19 protein-coding genes are annotated in these 20,537 nt (G+C 47.9%); 10 read left to right on the top strand and 9 right to left on the bottom strand.

Features of this window, described 5'->3' with window-relative positions; genetic code table 11:
- The first annotated feature begins 26 nt into the window (after window positions 1–26).
- On the top strand, window positions 27–737 hold the full coding sequence (locus tag ACDE64_RS23560) for an SDR family NAD(P)-dependent oxidoreductase (protein ID WP_411348547.1): 711 nt from the start codon (window positions 27–29) through the stop codon (window positions 735–737).
- 183 nt (window positions 738–920) lie between these two features.
- Here ACDE64_RS23560 and ACDE64_RS23555 read toward each other — a convergent pair whose 3' ends face one another.
- On the bottom strand, window positions 921–1,685 hold the full coding sequence (locus ACDE64_RS23555) for a hypothetical protein (RefSeq protein WP_411348546.1): 765 nt from the start codon (window positions 1,683–1,685) through the stop codon (window positions 921–923).
- Window positions 1,686–2,064: 379 nt separating this feature from the next.
- Here ACDE64_RS23555 and ACDE64_RS23550 point away from each other — a divergent pair, with 379 nt between their 5' ends.
- Window positions 2,065–3,711, top strand: coding sequence for a rhamnogalacturonan lyase B N-terminal domain-containing protein (locus ACDE64_RS23550; protein WP_411348545.1), 1,647 nt, complete (start codon window positions 2,065–2,067; stop codon window positions 3,709–3,711).
- Between the two features lie 229 nt (window positions 3,712–3,940).
- Here ACDE64_RS23550 and ACDE64_RS23545 read toward each other — a convergent pair whose 3' ends face one another.
- Window positions 3,941–4,822 (bottom strand): SDR family oxidoreductase, encoded by an 882-nt coding sequence (locus ACDE64_RS23545; protein ID WP_411348544.1) that lies wholly within the window; start codon window positions 4,820–4,822, stop codon window positions 3,941–3,943.
- Window positions 4,823–4,936: 114 nt separating this feature from the next.
- A complete protein-coding gene (locus ACDE64_RS23540; protein ID WP_411348543.1) occupies window positions 4,937–5,779 on the bottom strand; it encodes a helix-turn-helix transcriptional regulator in 843 nt (280 codons plus the stop codon).
- Between the two features lie 283 nt (window positions 5,780–6,062).
- On the opposite strand from ACDE64_RS23540, the gene ACDE64_RS23535 reads away from it, so the two are divergent.
- From ACDE64_RS23535 to ACDE64_RS23525, 3 genes are all read left to right on the top strand, one after another.
- Window positions 6,063–6,269 (top strand): hypothetical protein, encoded by a 207-nt coding sequence (locus tag ACDE64_RS23535; protein WP_411348542.1) that lies wholly within the window; start codon window positions 6,063–6,065, stop codon window positions 6,267–6,269.
- Window positions 6,270–6,413: 144 nt separating this feature from the next.
- Window positions 6,414–6,788: an ArsR/SmtB family transcription factor gene (locus ACDE64_RS23530; protein WP_411348541.1), complete on the top strand. Its 375-nt coding sequence runs from the start codon at window positions 6,414–6,416 to the stop codon at window positions 6,786–6,788.
- 18 nt (window positions 6,789–6,806) lie between these two features.
- The gene (locus ACDE64_RS23525; protein ID WP_411348540.1) at window positions 6,807–7,313 is read left to right on the top strand and encodes an SRPBCC family protein; all 507 of its coding nucleotides are present in this window, start codon (window positions 6,807–6,809) and stop codon (window positions 7,311–7,313) included.
- Between the two features lie 137 nt (window positions 7,314–7,450).
- Here the strand turns inward: ACDE64_RS23525 and ACDE64_RS23520 are convergent, their stop codons facing one another.
- From ACDE64_RS23520 to ACDE64_RS23510, 3 genes are all read right to left on the bottom strand, one after another.
- A complete protein-coding gene (locus tag ACDE64_RS23520) occupies window positions 7,451–7,939 on the bottom strand; it encodes a hypothetical protein (RefSeq protein ID WP_411348539.1) in 489 nt (162 codons plus the stop codon).
- A gap of 253 nt (window positions 7,940–8,192) precedes the next feature.
- Window positions 8,193–9,632, bottom strand: a complete 1,440-nt coding sequence (gene bglA, locus ACDE64_RS23515; protein ID WP_411348538.1) for a 6-phospho-beta-glucosidase BglA — start codon at window positions 9,630–9,632, stop codon at window positions 8,193–8,195.
- A 74-nt stretch (window positions 9,633–9,706) separates the two neighbouring features.
- Window positions 9,707–11,734: a beta-glucoside-specific PTS transporter subunit IIABC gene (locus ACDE64_RS23510; RefSeq protein WP_411348537.1), complete on the bottom strand. Its 2,028-nt coding sequence runs from the start codon at window positions 11,732–11,734 to the stop codon at window positions 9,707–9,709.
- A 225-nt stretch (window positions 11,735–11,959) separates the two neighbouring features.
- Between ACDE64_RS23510 and ACDE64_RS23505 the strand changes: the two genes are divergently transcribed.
- The gene (locus ACDE64_RS23505) at window positions 11,960–12,670 is read left to right on the top strand and encodes a GntR family transcriptional regulator (protein WP_411344461.1); all 711 of its coding nucleotides are present in this window, start codon (window positions 11,960–11,962) and stop codon (window positions 12,668–12,670) included.
- Window positions 12,671–12,826: 156 nt separating this feature from the next.
- Here the strand turns inward: ACDE64_RS23505 and ACDE64_RS23500 are convergent, their stop codons facing one another.
- From ACDE64_RS23500 to ACDE64_RS23490, 3 genes are all read right to left on the bottom strand, one after another.
- Window positions 12,827–13,849 carry a Gfo/Idh/MocA family oxidoreductase gene (locus ACDE64_RS23500; protein WP_411348536.1) on the bottom strand — a complete coding sequence of 341 codons (1,023 nt, stop codon included), beginning with the start codon at window positions 13,847–13,849 and terminating at the stop codon, window positions 12,827–12,829.
- Window positions 13,850–14,054: 205 nt separating this feature from the next.
- The gene (locus ACDE64_RS23495) at window positions 14,055–14,264 is read right to left on the bottom strand and encodes a hypothetical protein (RefSeq protein WP_411344459.1); all 210 of its coding nucleotides are present in this window, start codon (window positions 14,262–14,264) and stop codon (window positions 14,055–14,057) included.
- Between the two features lie 199 nt (window positions 14,265–14,463).
- A complete protein-coding gene (locus ACDE64_RS23490; protein ID WP_411348535.1) occupies window positions 14,464–15,078 on the bottom strand; it encodes a sugar O-acetyltransferase in 615 nt (204 codons plus the stop codon).
- 325 nt (window positions 15,079–15,403) lie between these two features.
- Between ACDE64_RS23490 and ACDE64_RS23485 the strand changes: the two genes are divergently transcribed.
- The 4 genes from ACDE64_RS23485 to ACDE64_RS23470 all read left to right on the top strand — a co-directional run bounded on the left by ACDE64_RS23485 (window position 15,404) and on the right by ACDE64_RS23470 (window position 19,919).
- Window positions 15,404–15,952, top strand: coding sequence for a PadR family transcriptional regulator (locus ACDE64_RS23485; protein WP_411344457.1), 549 nt, complete (start codon window positions 15,404–15,406; stop codon window positions 15,950–15,952).
- Between the two features lie 46 nt (window positions 15,953–15,998).
- Window positions 15,999–16,652, top strand: coding sequence for an HlyD family secretion protein (locus ACDE64_RS23480; RefSeq protein ID WP_411344456.1), 654 nt, complete (start codon window positions 15,999–16,001; stop codon window positions 16,650–16,652).
- A gap of 15 nt (window positions 16,653–16,667) precedes the next feature.
- Window positions 16,668–18,236 carry a DHA2 family efflux MFS transporter permease subunit gene (locus ACDE64_RS23475; RefSeq protein WP_411344455.1) on the top strand — a complete coding sequence of 523 codons (1,569 nt, stop codon included), beginning with the start codon at window positions 16,668–16,670 and terminating at the stop codon, window positions 18,234–18,236.
- 171 nt (window positions 18,237–18,407) lie between these two features.
- Complete coding sequence (locus ACDE64_RS23470) at window positions 18,408–19,919, top strand: efflux RND transporter periplasmic adaptor subunit (protein WP_411348534.1); 1,512 nt, start codon at window positions 18,408–18,410, stop codon at window positions 19,917–19,919.
- Window positions 19,920–20,537 lie beyond the last annotated feature (618 nt).

Raw genomic sequence — 20,537 nt, 5'->3', positions numbered from 1 at the left:
ATTCAGATTAGAGGAGGAACATCATTATGACGCAACCTATCGCTTTGGTTACAGGTGCAAGTAAAGGAATCGGTCTGGAGATCGTGCGCCAGCTCAGTCAGCAAAACATCAAGGTGCTACTCGCGGCACGCTCACTGGAGCAAGCACAACAAGCCGCTGCCCAACTCGTACAGGACGGTCTGGATGTGGAAGCTGTGCAACTGGAAGTGACCAATTCACAGCATATTCAGGCGCTCGTTCAACATATTCAGGATACCTACGGCAAGCTGGATATTCTGGTCAACAACGCTGGGGTGTTGCTGGAAAAAGGAAACTACGACGGAGATGCCTTCCGCGACACATTGGAAGTGAACACTTTAGCCCCCTTTTACCTGACGGAAGCACTGTTGCCGCTACTGCTGAACAGCCCTGCTGGACGCATCGTCAATCAGAGTAGTGCGATTGGTTCGATCTATTTGCAATTGAACGAACCGCTCGTTCAACAGTTAGCGAAGCCGGGATACGCTGTTTCCAAAGCCGCACTGAATATGCTAACTGCGTACTGGTCGCAACAATATATCCATACCCCGCTCAAGGTGAATTCTGTGCATCCCGGTCTGGTGAAAACACAAATGGGCGGCGAGGAAGCACCTGTATCAATTGAAGACGGCGCGAAAACGGCAGTTCATTTTGCCACATTACCATCGGACGGACCGACAGGCACCTTTTACCATCTGGATCAGCAGCTACCTTGGTAATGGAAAGGATCACGTTGTAGCGCTGTATCGTTATTTTGCCAACTCTGTTGTCGTCGGTGTGCCCGAATTTCACTATTGAAAATGTCTATATGACACAAGCGCAGGTAACGGGGATGATACATCTCTGTTACCTGCGCTTGCGTATAGGCAATCCCATTGTGTGCGGTGTCGCGATATGCTTGCTTACTCCGGCTTGTCTGCACCGTCTGCTAGCGCTTCGAATTCAGCGATATACCGCATATATTCATCTTCATCCGGTACGAAGATTCGTCGGTCTTCCTCAGACAGCTCCGCATCTGTAATGAGCGGCGACAGGTCTTCCACGATATGCGCTACGTTATCCTCCGGGTTGGGCAGATAGTGCATAATCTCCGACATCTGATGATGAGCATCCAGTGCATACGTCAAAATATGAAATTCGTGAATATGCGCAAAAAAGTCCGCCGCTGGCGACTTTTGATTCTGTTCCAGCCCTAAATCAAATTCCCCCTGCCATAGCTCCTCGTCAAACACAAAGGACGGCTCCTTCTGATCATCTGAGAAAAGAATATGCTGATTCAGCCGCGACAACTCCTGCAAATACGTACGCTGCGACGAAGACGGAAGTAACGGATTAGGGAGCCGACTTTGCGTGAATCCGGTCGGTAGAAAATAAGCCGCATCCTTGATCACAAACATCAGCTTGTCATCATCATGGACAAACTGCAAGTAGTCCCAGGTCATGCCCGCTTTGGCTCTTTTAAAATGAAAACCGAATGAGCGAGCGCGTTCTGCCACTTTATGCTCGATAAAATTACTTTTCGTCCAAGCGAACGCCGAGCTGATCGCCATGCTGTTGCGGTATTTTTTACGAATCTCAATATAGTCGCGGTACCCTTCCACAATAGCGTCCACGATCATGTGGGCATACCGTGGATTCAATCGATAGAGGTTCATGCCTTGCTCCATACGGGATCACTCCGATCATCAGAATGAGTGCAGTCCATATGTATAGTGTACCGGGAATAGAGCGCCACGAGAATCATTTTATTCAAAAAAGAAAGGCAGACCTACATGTCTATTCAATGAAAAAACGGAGTTACGCTATAACATTCCCGAAAACCTCTTCAAATACGTAACCTCTGCATGTAAGATAATGTAAAATTCAATACCAACTCTTTTTGCACACGTTATCATCTCAGTATTGGTTGCCATTATTCTACTAATCAATCTACCACTCACTCTACTTCAAAATGTAAGCGCTACAAAAATATGGTCGGCAGCGCCAATGGATAATTTCCGATCCGCTTGCTGACGATATCACTACATCATTTGGAGGGATTTTATCGTGAAAAAGCAATCTTCCCGTCGTCCGTATCGTATGCGTCAGAGTCTGACGTTGCTGCTTGTGCTGGCTCTGGTCATTACTGGCAATGTATTTCCGGCGCAGAAAAGTCATGCTGCTGCCATCGGAGTGACCGATAACGGCTCCACGATCGTGGTCACTACCGGAGCGGGTCTTGTCTACACGGTCAATAAGGATAACGGTGATATCACATCCAGCAAATTAAATGGCACAGAATTGAGCAGCTCCGGCAAAGGCTCACATATTAGCTCCGGTCTCGGTTCGGATGCAGACGTGACATGGAGTGCTTCGCCATCCGGTGCGACGGTGCTGATTACTGCCAAAACTAGCACACTGACTCACTATTACGCCTCCCGCAGCGGGGAGAATATCATTTACATGGCGACATACATAACGGCAGAGCCGTCGGTGGGCGAGCTACGGTACATTTTCCGCGGCAATGGCAATGTGCTGACTGGCGTGCCTGCCAATTCCAACAATCGCGGCAATACGGGGGCGATTGAGAGTCAGGATGTGTTCGGGTTCTCTAACGGACAAACTGCATCCAAATATTACGGCAATGATCAGGCGAAAAACCTGACCGTACGTGGCGTCACTGGTAGTAATGTCGGCGTTTTCATGGCGTACGGCAATCGGGAAAAAAGCTCAGGTGGTCCCTTTTTCCGAGATATTCAATTCCAGAGTGGTGGCGATACTGAGGTCTACAATTACATGAATTCCGGTCATGAGCAGACGGAGAGCTTCCGAATGGGACTGCATGGACCATATGCACTCATCTTCACGACTGGTTCTACGCCGTCCGTACCGGACTTTAGCTGGATGGCAGGGCTGAACTTGACTGGCTGGGTAGCAAGTCGCGGCGCTGTTGTACTGAATGGATTGTCTGGGATGGATAGCAGCTATGCGTACACTGTCGGCTTTGCCAATAGTACGGCGCAATACTGGACTAGCGCTTCGTCCAGCGGAGCCGCCGTGCGCCGTGATATGATTCCGGGGACGTACACGATGACTGTGTACAAGGGTGAGCTTGGCGTCTATAGCGAAAGCGTCAATGTTACCGCAGGCGGCACAACGACGATCAATACGCGCACCATTACTGCCGATCCTTCGTCCAAATCTGCTATCTGGCGCATCGGCAACTGGGATGGCACACCGCTGGAATTTCTAAACGGACAGACAATCAGCGTTCGTCATCCGTCCGATAGCCGCAATCCAAGCTGGGGACCAGTGACGTTTGCGACTGGCGGTGCGACCAACAAATTCCCGGCGATTCAGTTCCGCAATCAGAACTCGCCAACTACGGTGACCTTTAACCTGACTGCTGCGCAGGCGGCTTCGCCGCATGTCCTGAATATCGGGATCACCGCCGCGTATATTAGCGGTCGTCCCAGCGTATCGGTCAATGGTAACGCGCTGACCAATCCAGGTGCATCGACGCAGCCAAATTCGCGCAGCTTTACGATTGGCACGTATCGTGGGAACAATCATACCTTTTCGTGGAGTATTCCGACGTCTTCGCTCAAATCTGGTGCCAATACACTCACCATTACACCGATTAGCGGTTCCAGCGATCTTGGTACATGGCTCAGTGCAGGCTGGGTATATGATGCGGTGGAATTACTGAATTGATGGTATACTCGCTGAATGGATGGCAATGTATCGTAAGAAGGTTTACATTCGCAAAGGATTACAACAACTCAAACGAATGGTAATTATCCAAAGGAGTTGTAATCATCCGAAGGAATCGTAATAAGCAAAAAGGTTCACGTTCCCCTGCGTTCGTTAGACAGCAGGGACGTGAACCTTTTTGATGGATTTGGATGTAGCGATACTGCTGACTGCAATAGAATCTAATTCGTCACTGCCGAATAACGTCATCCGCATCGGTGGAGAATGCCAGTTCCTTTTGCGCTTCCAATGCTTCCAACCGATCCAGCAGCGCTTTGCGGGTATATTCATACGCATCGCTGCCCAGTGCCAGCCGCAGCGGACCGTTGCCACGATCAACTGCCTGCATGATCTGTTCCGCCATTTTCGCCGGATCGCCGACGACCATACGATGGAACGTATTCATATCAATGCCGGGCAACTCGCCTTTCATCAGGCTGACGAATTTGCCTGCTTCCTGATCGCGATACACATCCATACGCTCGCCGAACACCGCATTGCCAGTAATAAAGCTAGTGCGAATCCCGCCCGGCTCTACCATGGTCGTATGAATATGGAACGGCGCTGCTTCCAGTGCCAGCGCTTCGATGGCAGCTTCAATTGCCCATTTGGAGGCGCAGTATAATCCCATACCCGGTATGGAATAATGCCCCGCCATACTGGCAATCTGTACAATTTGTCCGCCACCTTGTTCTCTTAGAAAAGGCAAAGCCGCCCGCACAGCGCGCAACGAACCGAATACGTTCGTCTGGAACAGATGCTCTATCTGCTCGTCTGCCGCTTCTTCCACGGCGCCATACAATCCGTAGGCAGCGTTGTTCACGAATACATCGATTTGCCCAAGTTCAGTAAATGCGCGTTGTACCACTTCGTTTACCTCTTCCGGGTGCGTGAGATCCAGTTGAGCAATCCAGAGCTGGTCGCCATATTGCTGCTTCCATGCATCCAGTGCGCCCGGCTTACGAATCGTTGCCGCGATGCGGTCACCACGCTTCAGCAGACGTTCAATGAGTGGAGTAGCGAGCCCTCCGGTTGCTCCGGTAATAAACCACGTTTTCGCTGTATGTGTCATTATATACCTCCTGTTATGCTGTCTTGGCTTATAGCATAACGGCTGGTAGAGTCGGCAACCACAGCATGTTGATACTGGTAATGGCATTAACAGGCTGGTAGGCGAATGAAGATGCTATTCGCGATCCTGCGATAGCAATTGTGCCAGTCTGGGAGCGGTGTCTGCCGACGGAACGAAGAAGCACCAGTGCAGCCCCGGATCATTGTCGACAGAGCCAGCAGAGTGGATTTCAAATTCCATATGCTGTCCATCGTCCAGCTGGTATGTGGCAGTAGCGACTTGCTTTTGCCGAATTTCAAAACGATCCCACTCGGTAGCAAACTCGGGGCTGCCTGTATACAAACGGTTAAAGCGTTCCATATATAGCGGCTCATCCCGATACTTTTCAAAGCTAGACCGCATAATACCTGCACTGTACCGGGCAAATTCATCCCAATTGAGCAGCTTGCGCCGATACTCTGGATGCAGGAAAATCAGATTCATCATATACCGTTCCGACGGATCCATTTGTCCAAAATCGGCGATTACCAGCTCTGCTGCTCGGTTCCATGCGATAACATCCGTTGCTTCATTAGTAATAAATGAAGGATAGGACAGCTGTTGTACCATCTGCTGCATCACATCGGTATTGCGCTCCGGCGGCCAGAGCAGGCGAGAGTAATCGACAGGTTCTCGTTGAACCAGACCTAGCATATACTGCCGCTCATCATCGGTTAATTGCAGCGCCGAACCGATGCTGGTGAGCACATCGGGCGACGGATTTGTTTCCTTGCCTTGCTCTAGCCATGTGTAATAGGTGACACTCACATTGGCGAGATAGGCAACTTCTTCACGCCGTAGTCCGGGTGTACGCCGTCTGCCGGGCAGTGGCTGGATTCCAGCATCCGTTGGCTGAATACGCTCACGCCGGGAGCGAATAAATTCACCGAGTGCGGAGGAGGAACGCTGTAGTTTCATGGGATATGTCCTTTCTGTTTAGGTTTCGTTTTGGTAGAAGCAGGTGGAGCTTTTAGATGCGGTATATGTCTTTCGTATTGCGTCTGTTGTTTGGTTTGGATTACTGTCGTAGGATATACATGCTGGGCTGCTTTTGCGGTTTGTTTAGGTAGCACGATCTATATTGGTATCGGTTTGACAATCATTTGAATCGTGAAAAGGAAATAGAGAGAGGTGCAGATTAGATATATACAGGAGGATGAAGTGGTTTCAAGATCGTTAGTTTAAAATAAATCGCTATGCAATGTTATTGTACCGTTTTTATGATACATCCGCCAAAATAACATTTGGTGTTGGTGTTGGTGTTGGTGTTGGTGTTGGTGTTGGTGTTGGTGTTGGTGTTGGTGTTGGTGTTGGTGTTGGTGTTGGTGTTGGTGTTGGTGTTGGTGTTGGTGTTGGTGTTGGTGTTGGTGTTGGTGTTGGTGTTGGTGTTGGTGTTGGCAAGTGGTAATAGGCGAATGTAATCTTGTATATGATCTAAACATTAGAGTCATCATAGTTCTAACAGCGAATACTAAGAAAAACACTTTTAAATATTCCTTTACAAGAATATTCTTTCGAGAGTATATTCAACATACAGGAGGGTGATTCCAATATGAGCGCAACCGTTGCTGCAACATTGCAGGCATTGGCGGAACCGAATCGGATGCACATTGTTGAATTGCTACGCAGTGGCCCCCTGACCGTAGGTGAGATTGCGGAGCAGTTGAATCTACTGCAACCGCAAACGTCCAAGCATTTGCGTGCGTTGAACAAGGCTGGCTTGGTGCAGGTGCAGGCTGAGGCGAATCGGAGAATTTACCGTTTGGAGCCGGAGCCGTTTGTGTCATTGCAAGGCTGGTTGAAGCCGTATCTGAGCATGTGGGAAGAACGTTTTGACAATCTGGATGTGTATTTACAGCAGTTGCAGAGCAATGAACAACAAGCACCGCACCATTCGCCAAAGCAGGACAAGCACACACCACATTAAATCTTGGGAGGGACTTCCATGTCTGGTAAAATGACAGTCAAAGTGGATGGTCAGGAATTGATTTTGGAGCGTATATTCAAAGCACCGAAAGAACTGGTTTTTCAGGCATTTTCCAGCGCCGAGCATCTTCGTCAATGGTGGGGACCTCGCGGTTGGGAGCTGACTGTATGTCATATTGATTTTCGTCCGGGCGGTATCTGGCATTACTGTATGACCTGCAAAGACGAGAGTCAGGGTGAATGTTACGGTCAGGAATCATGGGGCAAAGCGATCTACGATCTGATCGAGCAGCCGGATCAGATTGTGTACACCGATTATTTCTCCGATGCGGATGGCAATGTGATGGAAAACTTGCCGGGTAGCCGAATTGAGACGCTGTTCCGCGACCATGAGGGCGGAACGAAGCTGATCAGCCGTGCGTACTTTGATTCCGAGGAAGCGTTGAAGAATGTGCTGGAGATGGGCATGGAGCAGGGCATTACGCAGACATGGGATCGGTTGGAGGAGCATCTGGAGAGGGCGTAATCTAAACTAATATAAATATATTAAAAGTTCCCTGATATAGTAGAAATACGATTTTAAATGATATTATCAGAAAAAAACAACCTAAAGTGTAATAACTTTAGGTTGTTTTTATTTAGTAAATATTCTCTTTTAATGTATTATTGAGATTCTCTAACGGTACTAGCCATCACAACTGTAAATTCTCCAGAAACTGTTCCATCAGCGCCAGAGAAATAAATAGCATGATCACCAACACCAGTTCCTTTTGCTTGATTAGGTATAACAAGTGCTTTACCAGCTGGAACTTGATACAATATATAGTTAGTGTTACTACCGATTTTTTTGACTTGTACTGTCAAAGTGCTGGAAGCTTGGTTATGCACCCAAACTTTAAGAAATGGTAGTCCTGCTGGTACTGTAAAAGTTCCGCCAGCTTTAGTAATTGCTTGTCTTGCTATCCCTATTTGGGTGTTATCAGGATTGTGACTTCCACCTCCTGGATTAGGTATAGGAGAAATAATAGGAGGTGAACTTGGCAGAGTTGTTACGTCTGACGAATTTCCTGTATTTGTAGTTTGCGAACTTAATGGTGTGGCTACGATTAAAGTTGCTGCAACAGCCGAAAATAATACTTGAGTTAATTTCATAATTATAAACCTCTTTCTAAATTTAATTATGTAGATAAATTCTAAATTTACTAACTAAAAATCATCACCTTCTTTCTAAGGCCAATATACATTTCAACTATATATTTACCTATAAAATTAATATAATCCATTTTATAGAAAAAAACAAGGAAAAAGTAAATATGACTATTTCATAGTGATATATTAAATATAATTTAGTGTAATCAAAGAGCTTGAAGATGTTCATTTCTTCGAGCTCTTTGATTTTAAAAACCTACAACCGCTCCCCGCGGCTCTCGATCACCTGCTGATACCACGCAAACGAATCCTTCTTATACCGCTTCATCGATCCGTTCCCCTCATTATCCCGATCCACATAAATCATCCCGTACCGCTTCTTCATCTCGCCAGTCGTAAAGGATACAATATCGATAATCCCCCACGGCGTATACCCGATCAGATCGACGCCATCTTCATTTACCGCCTGCTCCAGCGCTTCAATATGCGATTTTAAATAAGCAATTCGTGCCGGATCATGAATAGAACCGTCATCCTCCAACTGGTCAATCGCACCAAAGCCATTTTCCACAATAAATAGCGGCAGCTGATAACGGTCGTAAAAGCGATTCAGCGTATAACGCAAGCCGACCGGATCAATCGCCCAGCCCCAATCGCTCGACTGAATATGTGGGTTGGCGATGCTATTTGGCAATCCGCCGTTCACTACGTCGCCGGTATTGTCGTTGTGCACATCACTCTTCACCGTTGTAGACATGTAATAGCTGAAGCCGAGATAGTCCACCGTGCCATTGCGTAGAATCTCGTCATCGCCCGGTTCGAATACGATATGGTAGCCCTCACGTTCAAATTCTTTAAGTACATAATTCGGATAGTAGCCGCGCACATGCACATCCGGGAAAAAGTAGCGTTCCCGCATCGCTTGTTCTGCCAGCATCACATCATCTGGATTACAGGAGTACGGATAGATCGGCACATGCGATACCATCGCGCCAATCTGGAAATCGGGATTGATCTCTTTACCTTTGGCAACGGATAGGGCGCTCGCCAGCAATTCGTGATGCCCTGCTTGATACATCACTTCGCGCGCATTCTCGCCTTCTTGCACCAGTACACCAGAATTCGTCCAGAGGAAGATCGGATTGTGGGCGTCCATTTTGTTGTTAATTTCGTTAAAAGTCATCCAGTATTTTACTTTGTCCTTGTAGCGGGTAAAGCAGGTTTCGGCAAATGTGACGAAGTAGTCGATCACCTTACGACTCCGAAAGCCACCATATTCCCGCGCCAGATGCAGCGGCATTTCAAAATGGGACAGCGTGATTACTGGCTCAATCCCATGTTTGCGTAGCTCGTCGAACACATCATCGTAAAATTGCAGCCCAGCTTCATTCGGTGTATCCTCGTCGCCTTGCGGGAAGATGCGGCTCCATCCGATAGAGGTACGCAGACATTTCAAGCGCATCTCAGCGAAAAGAGCAATATCTTCCTTGTAATGACCGTAAAAGTCGATGGCTTCGTGATTCGGGTAAAAGGTATCCGGTTCGATAATATCGGTAATCTGACGTGGTACGCCATGTGCGCCGGCAGTCATCACGTCGACGACGCTCGGTCCTTTGCCGTCGGCGTTCCAGCCGCCTTCGAATTGATGCGCGGCGAGTGCGCCGCCCCACAGAAAGTTAGATGGTAATTGTGCCATGATGAGTTCCTCCTATAGTCCAATACGTAATTTGTCTTTGTCCATACAATGCTTCTGAATGGTTGCCTTACAGATCAACGAATGACGGTCAAAATGTCAGCGTCTCTTGTCGCATGATCCAAAGTGCCGACGACGATATCCTTGTAATCGTACCCATTCGTCACCAGCACCGGCGTAATGACTGGCAATCCCTGTTGTTCAATCTGCTCCCGGTCAAAGGTGAGCAGTAGATCGCCTTTGCGAATGCGGTCACCATCTTGTACATGCAAGGTGAAGGGTGCGCCTTTGAGCTTGACCGTATCCAGTCCGATATGGATGAACAGCTCTACACCACTATCTGATTGCAGCCCGATGGCATGAAGCGTTGGCGCGATGGTGGCAATCGTGCCGTCAAATGGGGCATACAGCTTGTTGTCATCCGGCTGAATAGCGATGCCTTGTCCCATTGCGCCTGAGCTGAATGCTTCATCCGGTACAGCGGATAGCGGCAGAATTTTGCCGATCAACGGAGCGCTGATGGTTTCTTCATTGGTAAGAATAGCGGACGCATGTTCATCTGCTGGTTGAGCAGTATTTGGGGTAGACGCTGCCAAGTTGGTATTGTCATGATGCGCAGACGATGCAGTTGCGCTGTTCAGCGTCCCGATTCCTGCTGGAGCAGGCGTCTGTTGGGCGGTACCCGTTTTACCTTGTTCATTTGCTAGACTGGCATCACCGTCGGATGACGTTGCTTCGTCCACGCCATAGCCGAACAATTGAATCAGAATGACTGGCAGCACAATCGCAATCGCGGCGCCAATCAGCAGACCCCAGATGGATGTTGGATAGTCGGCGTTAATACCGTTTACAATCGTGAGCGGACCCGGTAGACCCGCATAAGCGAAATAGTACGGGTGAAAGAAGCTTGCTACAATCGCACCTACCGCACCAGAGATACAGCCGAAGATCATCGGCTTTTTGAAGCGCAGTGTGATGCCATAGATCGCCGGTTCGGTGATGCCGAACAAACCAGTGACTCCGGCAGATACGCCGATTTTGCGAGTTTCCCGATTGCGTGTTTTCAAAATAACACCCAGTACAGCACCGATCTGTGCGACAACGGCAATCGTTTGAAACGCCTGAAACGAATCGCGTCCGTATTGTTCAAAGTTAGCGAGCACCATCGGAGTTACGCCCCAGTGTACGCCGAAGATGACGATGACCTGCCACAATCCGCCGACAATCGCACCAGCAAGAGCAGGTGCATGCTCAGCGAGGAAATTGTATCCGTTTGCAATACCGTTGGCGCCCATCGTCGTAACCGGACCGATCAGTACGATGGTCAACGGTACCATGATAATCATACAAAGTAACGGCACAAACAGCGGACGAATGACTTCATGCATGCGTTTATTAAGGAACGTTTCCAGATAGGACAGAATCCATACGAGGAACAGTGGTGGCAGCACGGTAGAGGTGTATGTCGTTTCTGTCAACGCAATACCAGCAAAATTCAGACTGCCGCCGTCAGCAATCTGCGCCGCCATCTCTGCCCATGTCGGGCTGACCAGCGCCGCACAACAGGCGACCGCGATAAACATATTCGTTTTAAAATGCTTGGATGCTGTAATGGCGATAAAGATCGGTAAAAATGTAAATGGTGACCAAGAGATAAAGCTGATCACCTGATATGTACTGTTCTGATCCGCGCCGGGAAACAGCAGATTGGTGATGATGAGGAGCCCCTGCATAATACCAGCTGCTGCGAGAATATAGACAAAAGGGGCAAACACCGCTGACATCGTTGCAATGATGCGGTTTACAATCGTGCCTTTGGGCGCGTTACCGTCAGCGGACTGATCGATATTGACCAGTTTGGCGAATTCGTCGTACACTTCGCCGACATGCTGACCGATGACGATCTGGAATTGTCCCCCATTTTCGACGACAGTAATGACACCGGGCATCGCGGACACGGTTTCTTTTGCCTGTGTACTGGATTCTTTCAGCACCAGACGTAGCCGAGTGGCGCAGCGCGTCGCTCCGGCGATATTCTGCTCACCGCCGACTGCTTCTAGAATGTCCTGTGCCAGCTTTGGATAATCTCTCACTTTTCCCGACATGGAATTCACTCCTTTACTTGTTATACGCTTACATTATAATTATAACGGTATAATTTATCAATAACCAAACAATTATATTTTGAATACACCATTTGATCATGTGGTTTGGAAAAGGATGTGGTACAATCTCGATAAAGCCTGCCGTTCAGCAGGCATATTCATCTATGCTATACAGCGTTGAACGATGTAATTCCAACCCACTATTACAATTAAAGAGGAATGTCCATGTTAAAATACCAACATATCGCCGCAGAGATCGAAACATACATTCAAGAGCATGCCCTGCAACAGGGCGACAAATTGCCTGTACTTGACGAGCTAATGCTGCAATTCGGCGTCAGCAAAAGCACGATCATCAAATCGCTGGAGCTGCTGGAGGAAAAGGGCGTGATCTTTCAAGTACGCGGTAGCGGCATCTTCGTCCGCCGTCACGGGCGCAAAGGCTACATCAGTCTGTTGAAAAATCAGGGCTTTACCCGCGATCTGGAGGAGTTTCCGGTCACATCGCAAGTGCTGCTACTGGAAATCGTCAAACCTAACCGCGAAATAGCATCCAACCTCAATATTGCGCCGGATCAGGACGTGTATCATGTGAAGCGGATTCGCTATATTTATGAGCAGACGCTGTGCGTGGAGGAATCGTATTACAACAAAGCGATTGTTACGTATCTGAACAATGAGATCGTCTCGGATTCGATCTTTGACTACATTCGCGACGGATTGGGGCTTAGAATCGGGTTCTCGGATTCGTATTTGCATGTCGATAAGCTGAATGCTGAGGAAGCTGGTCATTTGCGTTTACAGCCCGGTGAGCCGAAGCTGGAGGTGGAGACGATTTTCCATCTATCGAATGGGCAACCGTTTGATTTCTCCAAAATCACGTACAATTATGTACAGTCCCAGTTTTTCATTCAGGCGAACGGGCATCGGATGTAGCAAATATGTATTGCTCAACAATGCGCTGCCAAACAAGACACGAAGAACGCAAAAACATCCAGTTCGCTTTGTATCGCGGACTGGATGTTTCGTTATATTTCGTCATATTCGGTGCATCAAGCATGAGGGATTCATGCTCCCACGCTCTGCTACACATTAACGACAAGCAGCGATGCCTTGCTCCATAATCTCCATCACAGCAAGCGTTTCCTCGTCTTTTACTACCTTTTCGTGACCTTCAACGATCGCTTTGTATAGATCGTCGTAGACGCGAGTATAGTCGCCCTTTTCGGAAATCACCTTTTCCTCATGATAGACGCCATCATCGTCCACATAGGTCAGTGTGCCATAATGCTGTGGTAGATCAAGCCCGAAGTCGGGATGACCCTGCGGTAGGTAAAACATCTTCAAATGCTCTTCCTGCCGATCTTCGGTTTGTTTGATGAAGACGCCTTTTTTGCCGTATAAAGCAGCGACCGGGCGTGGTACAAGGCGGAAAAAGCTGGAGCGAATCGACACTTTTAGCGCATTATCATAATACAGATCCAGATCAAAATAATCATTCATCCGTCCCGTTCCGAGCAGCTGGCGCACATCGTAATGAACACGATTCGGCTTGCCAAAAAAGGAAATCGCCTGATCCAGCGTATGCGCGCCATGCCCGTACAGATAGCTGTTGTATTGGGAGAAATGATGCGTCTGGTTCGGTGTATCCGGGCGATAGTAATCGTAGTGCATCTCGACTTCCAGCAGCTCTCCAAGCTTGCCGGATTGGATCACCTGCTGCGTCGTCAAGAAGTTGGAATCATAGCGGCGGTTCTGATAGCACTGGGCGATCAAGCCTTTTTCCCGTGCCAGATCAAAAATAAACCGTGCTTCGTCTGTCGTCAGCATGAACGGTTTCTCCACCAGCACATGCTTACCATGCTCCAGCGCTAGCTTCGCATATTCAAAATGCGATTCCACCGCTGTACAGACAACAATCAGCTGAATCTCCTTGTCGTCAAACAGCTCATCGATGTCATCGGTGTACTGGATGCTAGGAATCCGTTCCCAATCTACTTTGCTCAGATTGCGGGCGTAAATCGTTTTGACGTGAATCTGATCGTGGTTCAGAGCGAACGGCAAATGATAGCGATTGGTGCTTTTGCCGTTGCCGATATATCCAATGGAAAGCATGCAAACAACCTCCTATTCTATATCCATTATATCGCAATGATAGGACAAACGAACGATATCGCCAAAGTTGGTTTTCATTTTCAAAATCACAGGATTTAGTCATGTTTTGCTGAAAATTTGGTTCATCCTTATCGGTAGAACAGCGTATTTTGCCGAAAAACGAATATGCAATATGATTGGATTTTGCTACTATGCTGGTGATTGATTATGGTTGAAAATCACTGATCGGTGTGGCATGAATGCGCAATTTACGTTTCTTGATCTCCTCATATAACCGTTCCGAAATGATCGGATTGGAGATGTATGTATATTCCAGTGTAAACAATTCGTTCGTTCCGATCTTCTGCTCATCCAATACGATGCGGCTAAAGCCTTTGGCAATGCGGCGGGGTGGCTGTTGCATGGAGCGGGTCATAATATTCTACCTCCGGCGTAAATGTAGCTCCCCCGGAAATAAATCCTTTGCGCGGATATTGATATTCCAAAGCGTAATGATTCATGGATGGTGTTCACTCCGATCGCAAATAATAGTTGGCGTACACCATCCAACATACCATACATGCCAAATGCAGTTCAAAACGATGAACAGAAGCTTACGACTGCTCTGATCTTCTTTACAGATCGTCCGCAGTGATATCAAACACCTGATCTTTGTAAAAGTATGGTCGGTCGTCTTCCGTAATGGCGCGTAGCACTCGGCACGGATTGCCAACTGCAATCACATTATCGGGAATATCCTTCGTCACCACACTACCAGCGCCAATGACGACGTTGCTGCCGATGGTTACGCCCGGTGTGATCACGACATTGCCGCCAATCCAGACGTTATCACCAATCGTAATCGCAATTCCATACTCGTATCCGGCATTACGCGGAATATGGTGGATCGGATGTCCGGCAGTATAGAGCGATACATTGGGAGCAAACAATACATAATTGCCGATGGTCACTTTGCCTACATCCAGAATCGTACAATTGAAGTTAGCGTAGAATTGCTCACCCACTTCAATATTGCTGCCGTAATCGCAATGGAAGGGAGCTTGTACATGAACCTCTTTGCCAGTTTTACCGAGAATGCTGCGAATCAGCGTGTTACGTCGTTCATGTTCATCTGGACGCAGATGGTTGTACTCGTACACTTTCAGTTGAGCAGCTTCACGCTCTTCGCTTAGACCATCTAGCCAAGCCTTATAAGGCAAACCTGCCAGCATGCGTTCTTTTTGATTCATGAATATCAAGCTCCTTTTCTAGTACATATACTATAGATACAACGGATAGCATTCAAAACGACGTTCCAATCATAATACTCACATCTACATCGTAAAACACTTTTTAAAATAATTTTATAAAGTATGTAAAAGGTACTTCTTTTCGTGAGAAATGTCAAATGTCCGCTCTTAAAATAATAGGTTACCTAATATATTGACACTCTAAACAAAATTCTGTATATTAATCAACAGACATACTCTGTACAGAGTACTTTAGGCAGAGTCAAATGAATCGCTGACCGGAATACAGCGCCGGTATGAAACAAGCAGCAGAAAGGGGAATGCATTGTCATTGCAAATTTATATTCTTGGCTCCTTGTGGGAAAAGGAAATTCACCCATATGAGATCAAGAAGCGCATTACCGAGAATACGAGCGGCACAGTCACTATTACCGACGGCAATCTGTACTACAACTTCGATGCCTTACATAAGAAGGGCTACATCGAAAAGGTAGAAACTGTGCCATCCGACAACTACCCAGACAAAAGCTTTTACGGCATTACCGAGCAAGGACGAGAAGCATTGAAAAACATGATCTACAAAAGCTTCACGGCGCCGAAGGATGTACGTTCACTGCTGGCACCGCTCTTTTTCGTGCGGCTCGTCGATATGAACCGGATCATCTTCTTATTGCAGCAAGCAGTAGAACAGCGTGAACAAGACCTTGCTAGCAAGCGAGAACGTTCATCCAATTGGACAGCGCCGGATATTACACCGGAGTACGAGGAATGCCATTCCTTTCTGATTCGCTTCTCGCTCTCGCGGCGTGAAAGTGATCTGAATTCGCTAAAAGACTTGCTTGGTGTGATTCAGCGGATGAACAACCAGCAATGACCCACATCCGTATGGATGCAAAATATATAGGTTTGAGGTGGAAAGAGTGAAAAAGAAACTCACATTATGGATTTTGGTCGCGCTGCTGGTCATCACCGGCGGATCGCTCGGCTACTATTACTGGTATCAGGGAACGTATTACATCAAAAGCGACGACGCACGCATCACTGCGGATCAATATAAAGTGATGCCGCAGATTACATCCAAGCTGACGCATATCGATGTGGAGGAAGGCGATACACTGAAGCGCAATGAACCGATTGCCGAGCAGGATGTATCCGGTCTGACATCTGATGCGATTAGCAAATCTGTACTGCGTGCCCCGATTGACGGCACCGTACTCAAGCTGTATTCCAAAACGAACGAGATCGCTTCACCAAGCTCGACGGTAGCGGTTATGGCAGACCTGAATAGTCTGTATGTATCGACCAATATCGAAGAAACCGATATCGGTCGCATCAAGCTAGGCGCATTGGTCGATATTACACTGGATGCCGCAGGCGATGAGATCATTCAAGGCAAAGTACGCAAGATTGGACAGGCGTCGAACTCAGTCTTTTCCGTCATTCCGGCGACCAATACGAGCGGTAACTTCAACAAAGTCACCCAGCGGATTCCGGTTGAGATTGCTCTGAATGTACCGGAGGGACTTCAATTGATTCCGGGAACAAACGTGGAAGTTAAGATTCATACACCGTAAAAAGGGGGCGTACCGATGTCATCTGAAACTATGAGTACTGCTCCTGCGGGTCCGGAAAATCTAACCTCTCGTGAACGCTGGTTTGCGTTCTGGGCGATTGTCCTTGGTACATTCGTTGCTGTTCTGAATAACAGTCTGATCAACGTCGCGATTCCGCAGCTTACGACCGATCTCGGATCGACGACAACACGCATTCAATGGGTAATTACCGGCTATACGCTCGCTTCGGGGATTATCGTGCCGATTACCGGCTTTATGGAGCAGCGGATTGGCTACAAGAAATTTATGATTCTCGCGTTATCTGTATTTACAATTGGCACGCTGATCTGTGCGTTTGCTTGGAATGATATGTCGCTCATTATGGCGCGTATTCTGGCAGGGCTTGGCGGCGGTCTAATCATGCCGCTCAGTATGACAATCGTATACAAAATCATGCTGCGCGAGCAGGTGGGCTTGGCGATTGGTCTTTGGGGGATTGCTGCAATGGCAGCTCCAGCGATTGGTCCGACGCTTAGCGGTTATTTGATCGAATGGTTTAACTGGCGCTTTCTGTTTATCGCCTGTGTGCCGATTGCGATGTTTGCGATTCTGATGGTCTTTATTCTGATCAAGGAACCGCCGAAGAATCAGCCAATCAAATTCGATCTGACCGGGTTTCTCTTGTCCGCGACCTGTGCGGGAACGCTGTTGTACGCACTGTCTAACGGTTCGTCGTCCGGCTGGACGTCCTTCAAAATCGTCGGCTTGTTCTTTATCTCCTTCTGGGCGCTCGTGTTCCTGATCTTCGTGGAACGCGGCAAGGATAACGCCGTTATCGACGTATCGTTATTCAAAAACTATAAATTCACCGTCAGTGTCATCGCATCCAGCTTCGTCATGATGGGCATGATGGGCGGTACGTTTCTGGCGCCATTATTTCTGCAAAGTGTGCAGTCATATTCCGCGATTCAAACCGGTCTGATCCTGTTGCCGCAGGCGGTTGCGATGGCACTCATGATGCCGATTGCCGGTAAGCTGGTGGACAAGATCGGCATTGTGCCACTGTGTCTGGTCGGTCTGACGGTAACGAGCTTTATGACGTATCATCTGCATACCTTGTCACCGCAGACGTCGCGAATTTGGTTTGAAACGGTCATGGTCTTGCGCGGAATGGGTATCGGTCTGTGTCTGATGCCGCTATCTACCGTCGGTATGAACGCCATTGCGGACGAAGTATCGCAGGCGAAGGTCAGCAGCGCGTCTGCCGCGTCCAATCTGATTCGTACGCTAGCAGGTTCGATGGCGATTGCTATTTTGACCTTTATTATGCAAGATCGTACAGCTCTGCACAGTCAACATATCGCCGAATCGATTACTGTTGAAGGCGGGCAGTATCTGCAATCCGTGCTCGGTAGCTCATGGCTGTCGAGTGCCACCGGGCTGATCTCGCTGGATGCATATTCACGAGGAATTGCTGATACTTTCCTGTTATCATCCATTCCGTTGTTCTGCTGTATCCCGCTCATGTTCCTGTTCCTCGGTGGGAAACGGAAGCCTAAGAACAAGGAAATGCCGTTGACAGAGGAAGTGCAGGCGCAAGTATAAGCAAGCCAATATCCATTCCATATCACGTCAATCCTAAGCATCATTTGTATTTTCTATAGTAGCCTATTCCAATATGAATTCCGATAGAAGCCAGAGTATATAACTTTATGTCCATCCAAGTCTATCGCGACAGAAGATATTTATCATTACAGAACGAAAGGGAAGACAGCCATGAGAACAAGAAAATGGGAAGTGACTGCCGCCGCACTAGTAATGAGCACCGTCATGCTGGCAGGCTGCTCGACTGCTAATCAAGCCGCACCCAATATGAATGTGACAGTCAAAGTTGCTTCTGCCCAGCAAGGGCAGATCGGGCAAGGTGAGATCTACACCGGCACCGTCAATCCGTCCGAGACGGTCAATATCGTACCGAAAATGAGCGGCAAAATCTCCGCCGTCTCCGTCGATGTCGGCACACAGGTCAAAACAGGTCAGGTGCTGTTCAAACTAGAAGACGACGATCTGCAAAATAAACTGAAGCTCGCTCAATCCGATACCGAAGCAGCGGCAGCTGGAATCAAAACCGCAGAAAGCTCACGCGAATCCGGCATGGTATCCGCCAATTCCGGCGTTGTTAGTTCCAAAAGCGGTGTGATTTCATCCAAGAGCGCCATCACCCAAGCAGAGAGTGGCATCAATCAGGCGCAAGCATCGGTTAATCAAGCGAATACAGCGTTGAAAACAGCGCAAACTGGTGTATCGACTGCTGGCAATACGATCAAACAAACACAAGAAGCACTGAAAACGGCGCAAGCTACACTGACACGTACCCAATCACTGCTGGATAACGGACTAGCTACACAAGCCGATCTGGAAAAGGCGCAATCCGCCGTCAGCAGCGCTCAAACGGCATACGATAACGCAGTCAATGCCAAAGCTAACGCCGAAGAACAACTGGCAGCAGCCCAAAACAATATCGCCACTACGCAAAAAGCGCTGACCACTGCGCGCGAAGCATACAATAACGCCAATAGTAGCTATGCGAATGCCAATGATGGCTACAGCAATGCGCAGCGTCAGCTGGAAGTATCGCAAAGTACTGCTGGTGTCGAAGCTAGCCAGCAAAAGCTGAAGCAGGCACAGGTGAATGTCGATATTGCCCGCGATGCACTGGATAATGCAGTTGTAGAATCACCGATCAATGGTATCGTTGTGACCAAAAATATCGAATCCGGCGAGATGACACCAACGGGAACCGCATCGCTCGTGATTGCCAACCTGAATACCGTCGATATTCTGATCTACATCCCAGCTGATCAGATTAACGGCATCCAAAAAGGCGATCAGGTGCAAGTCAACGTATCTTCGTCTGGTCTGATTGCAACCGGCAAAGTGAAGTTGATCAATCCGCTGGACGATAGCGGCAACGGCTATCCGGTGCAGGTGACGGTATCCAATACCGACGGCAAGCTGAAAACAGGCATGCTGGCGGACGTCAGCTTTATCGGCAAAGATTCCAAATCTGGTATCATCATCCCAACCAAAGCGATTGTCAAAGACGGTGACAAATCGTACGTATACGTTGCTTCTAATGGCAAGGCTATACGCAAAGAAGTCACTGTTGGATCAACAACCGGTTCGCAAACGTTGATCTCCAAAGGTCTGAAATCTGGCGAGCAGGTCATTCAGAACAATCAAGCACTGCTGGATGAAGACACAGCGATTACGTTAGCACAGAGCTAATACACGTAAACAAACGCTAGCTATGATTAGCAATATGACAAGAAGATCAAGACTGTAAATAGGATCGAACGTATAGTGTGTCTAGGTTATAGAACATGAATACACGTGCTATTGCTCCATGATAGAAACAGTCAAAGATAAAATATATGTTTTGCTGTTCATCTGTTTAAATACGCATTGAAGTGCGTTATAATACCAGTACAAAACAAAAAAAGCCTGTGATGCTCCAACATCACAGGCTAGATGACAGATCGGCGGACATACACGGCGATCGCTTGTACTAGCTTCATACAAGAAAATCGCCGGTTAGAGTAGTCACCTCTTACGACCGGCGGTTTTTCTTGTCTTCGTTCTCAGATTTATTGTTTTTTAGAAAAGAGCGTATTTTCAGCACAATATACAAAAACTGTGCAGCCCGAATTCCTACATTCAACAAACCCAATACGAAATCCAAATGCGACATGGCGTCACCCCCTTTCGGGCTGCGATGCCGTGCCGTGTACCGCCGGACACTTGATCATCCGGCTTTTATTACGGCACATTTTAACTTTTATACGTGCATAAATTACGTATAAAAGTTAAAATGTGCATTTTTTTAAAATTAGCGTATATTTGCTC

The sequence above is a fragment of the Paenibacillus sp. WLX2291 genome, from assembly GCF_046603665.1.
Taxonomy (GTDB): domain Bacteria; phylum Bacillota; class Bacilli; order Paenibacillales; family Paenibacillaceae; genus Saccharibacillus.
The sequence above is the reverse complement of the archived record's forward strand: the minus strand, read 5'-3'. Positions and strand labels throughout refer to the sequence as shown.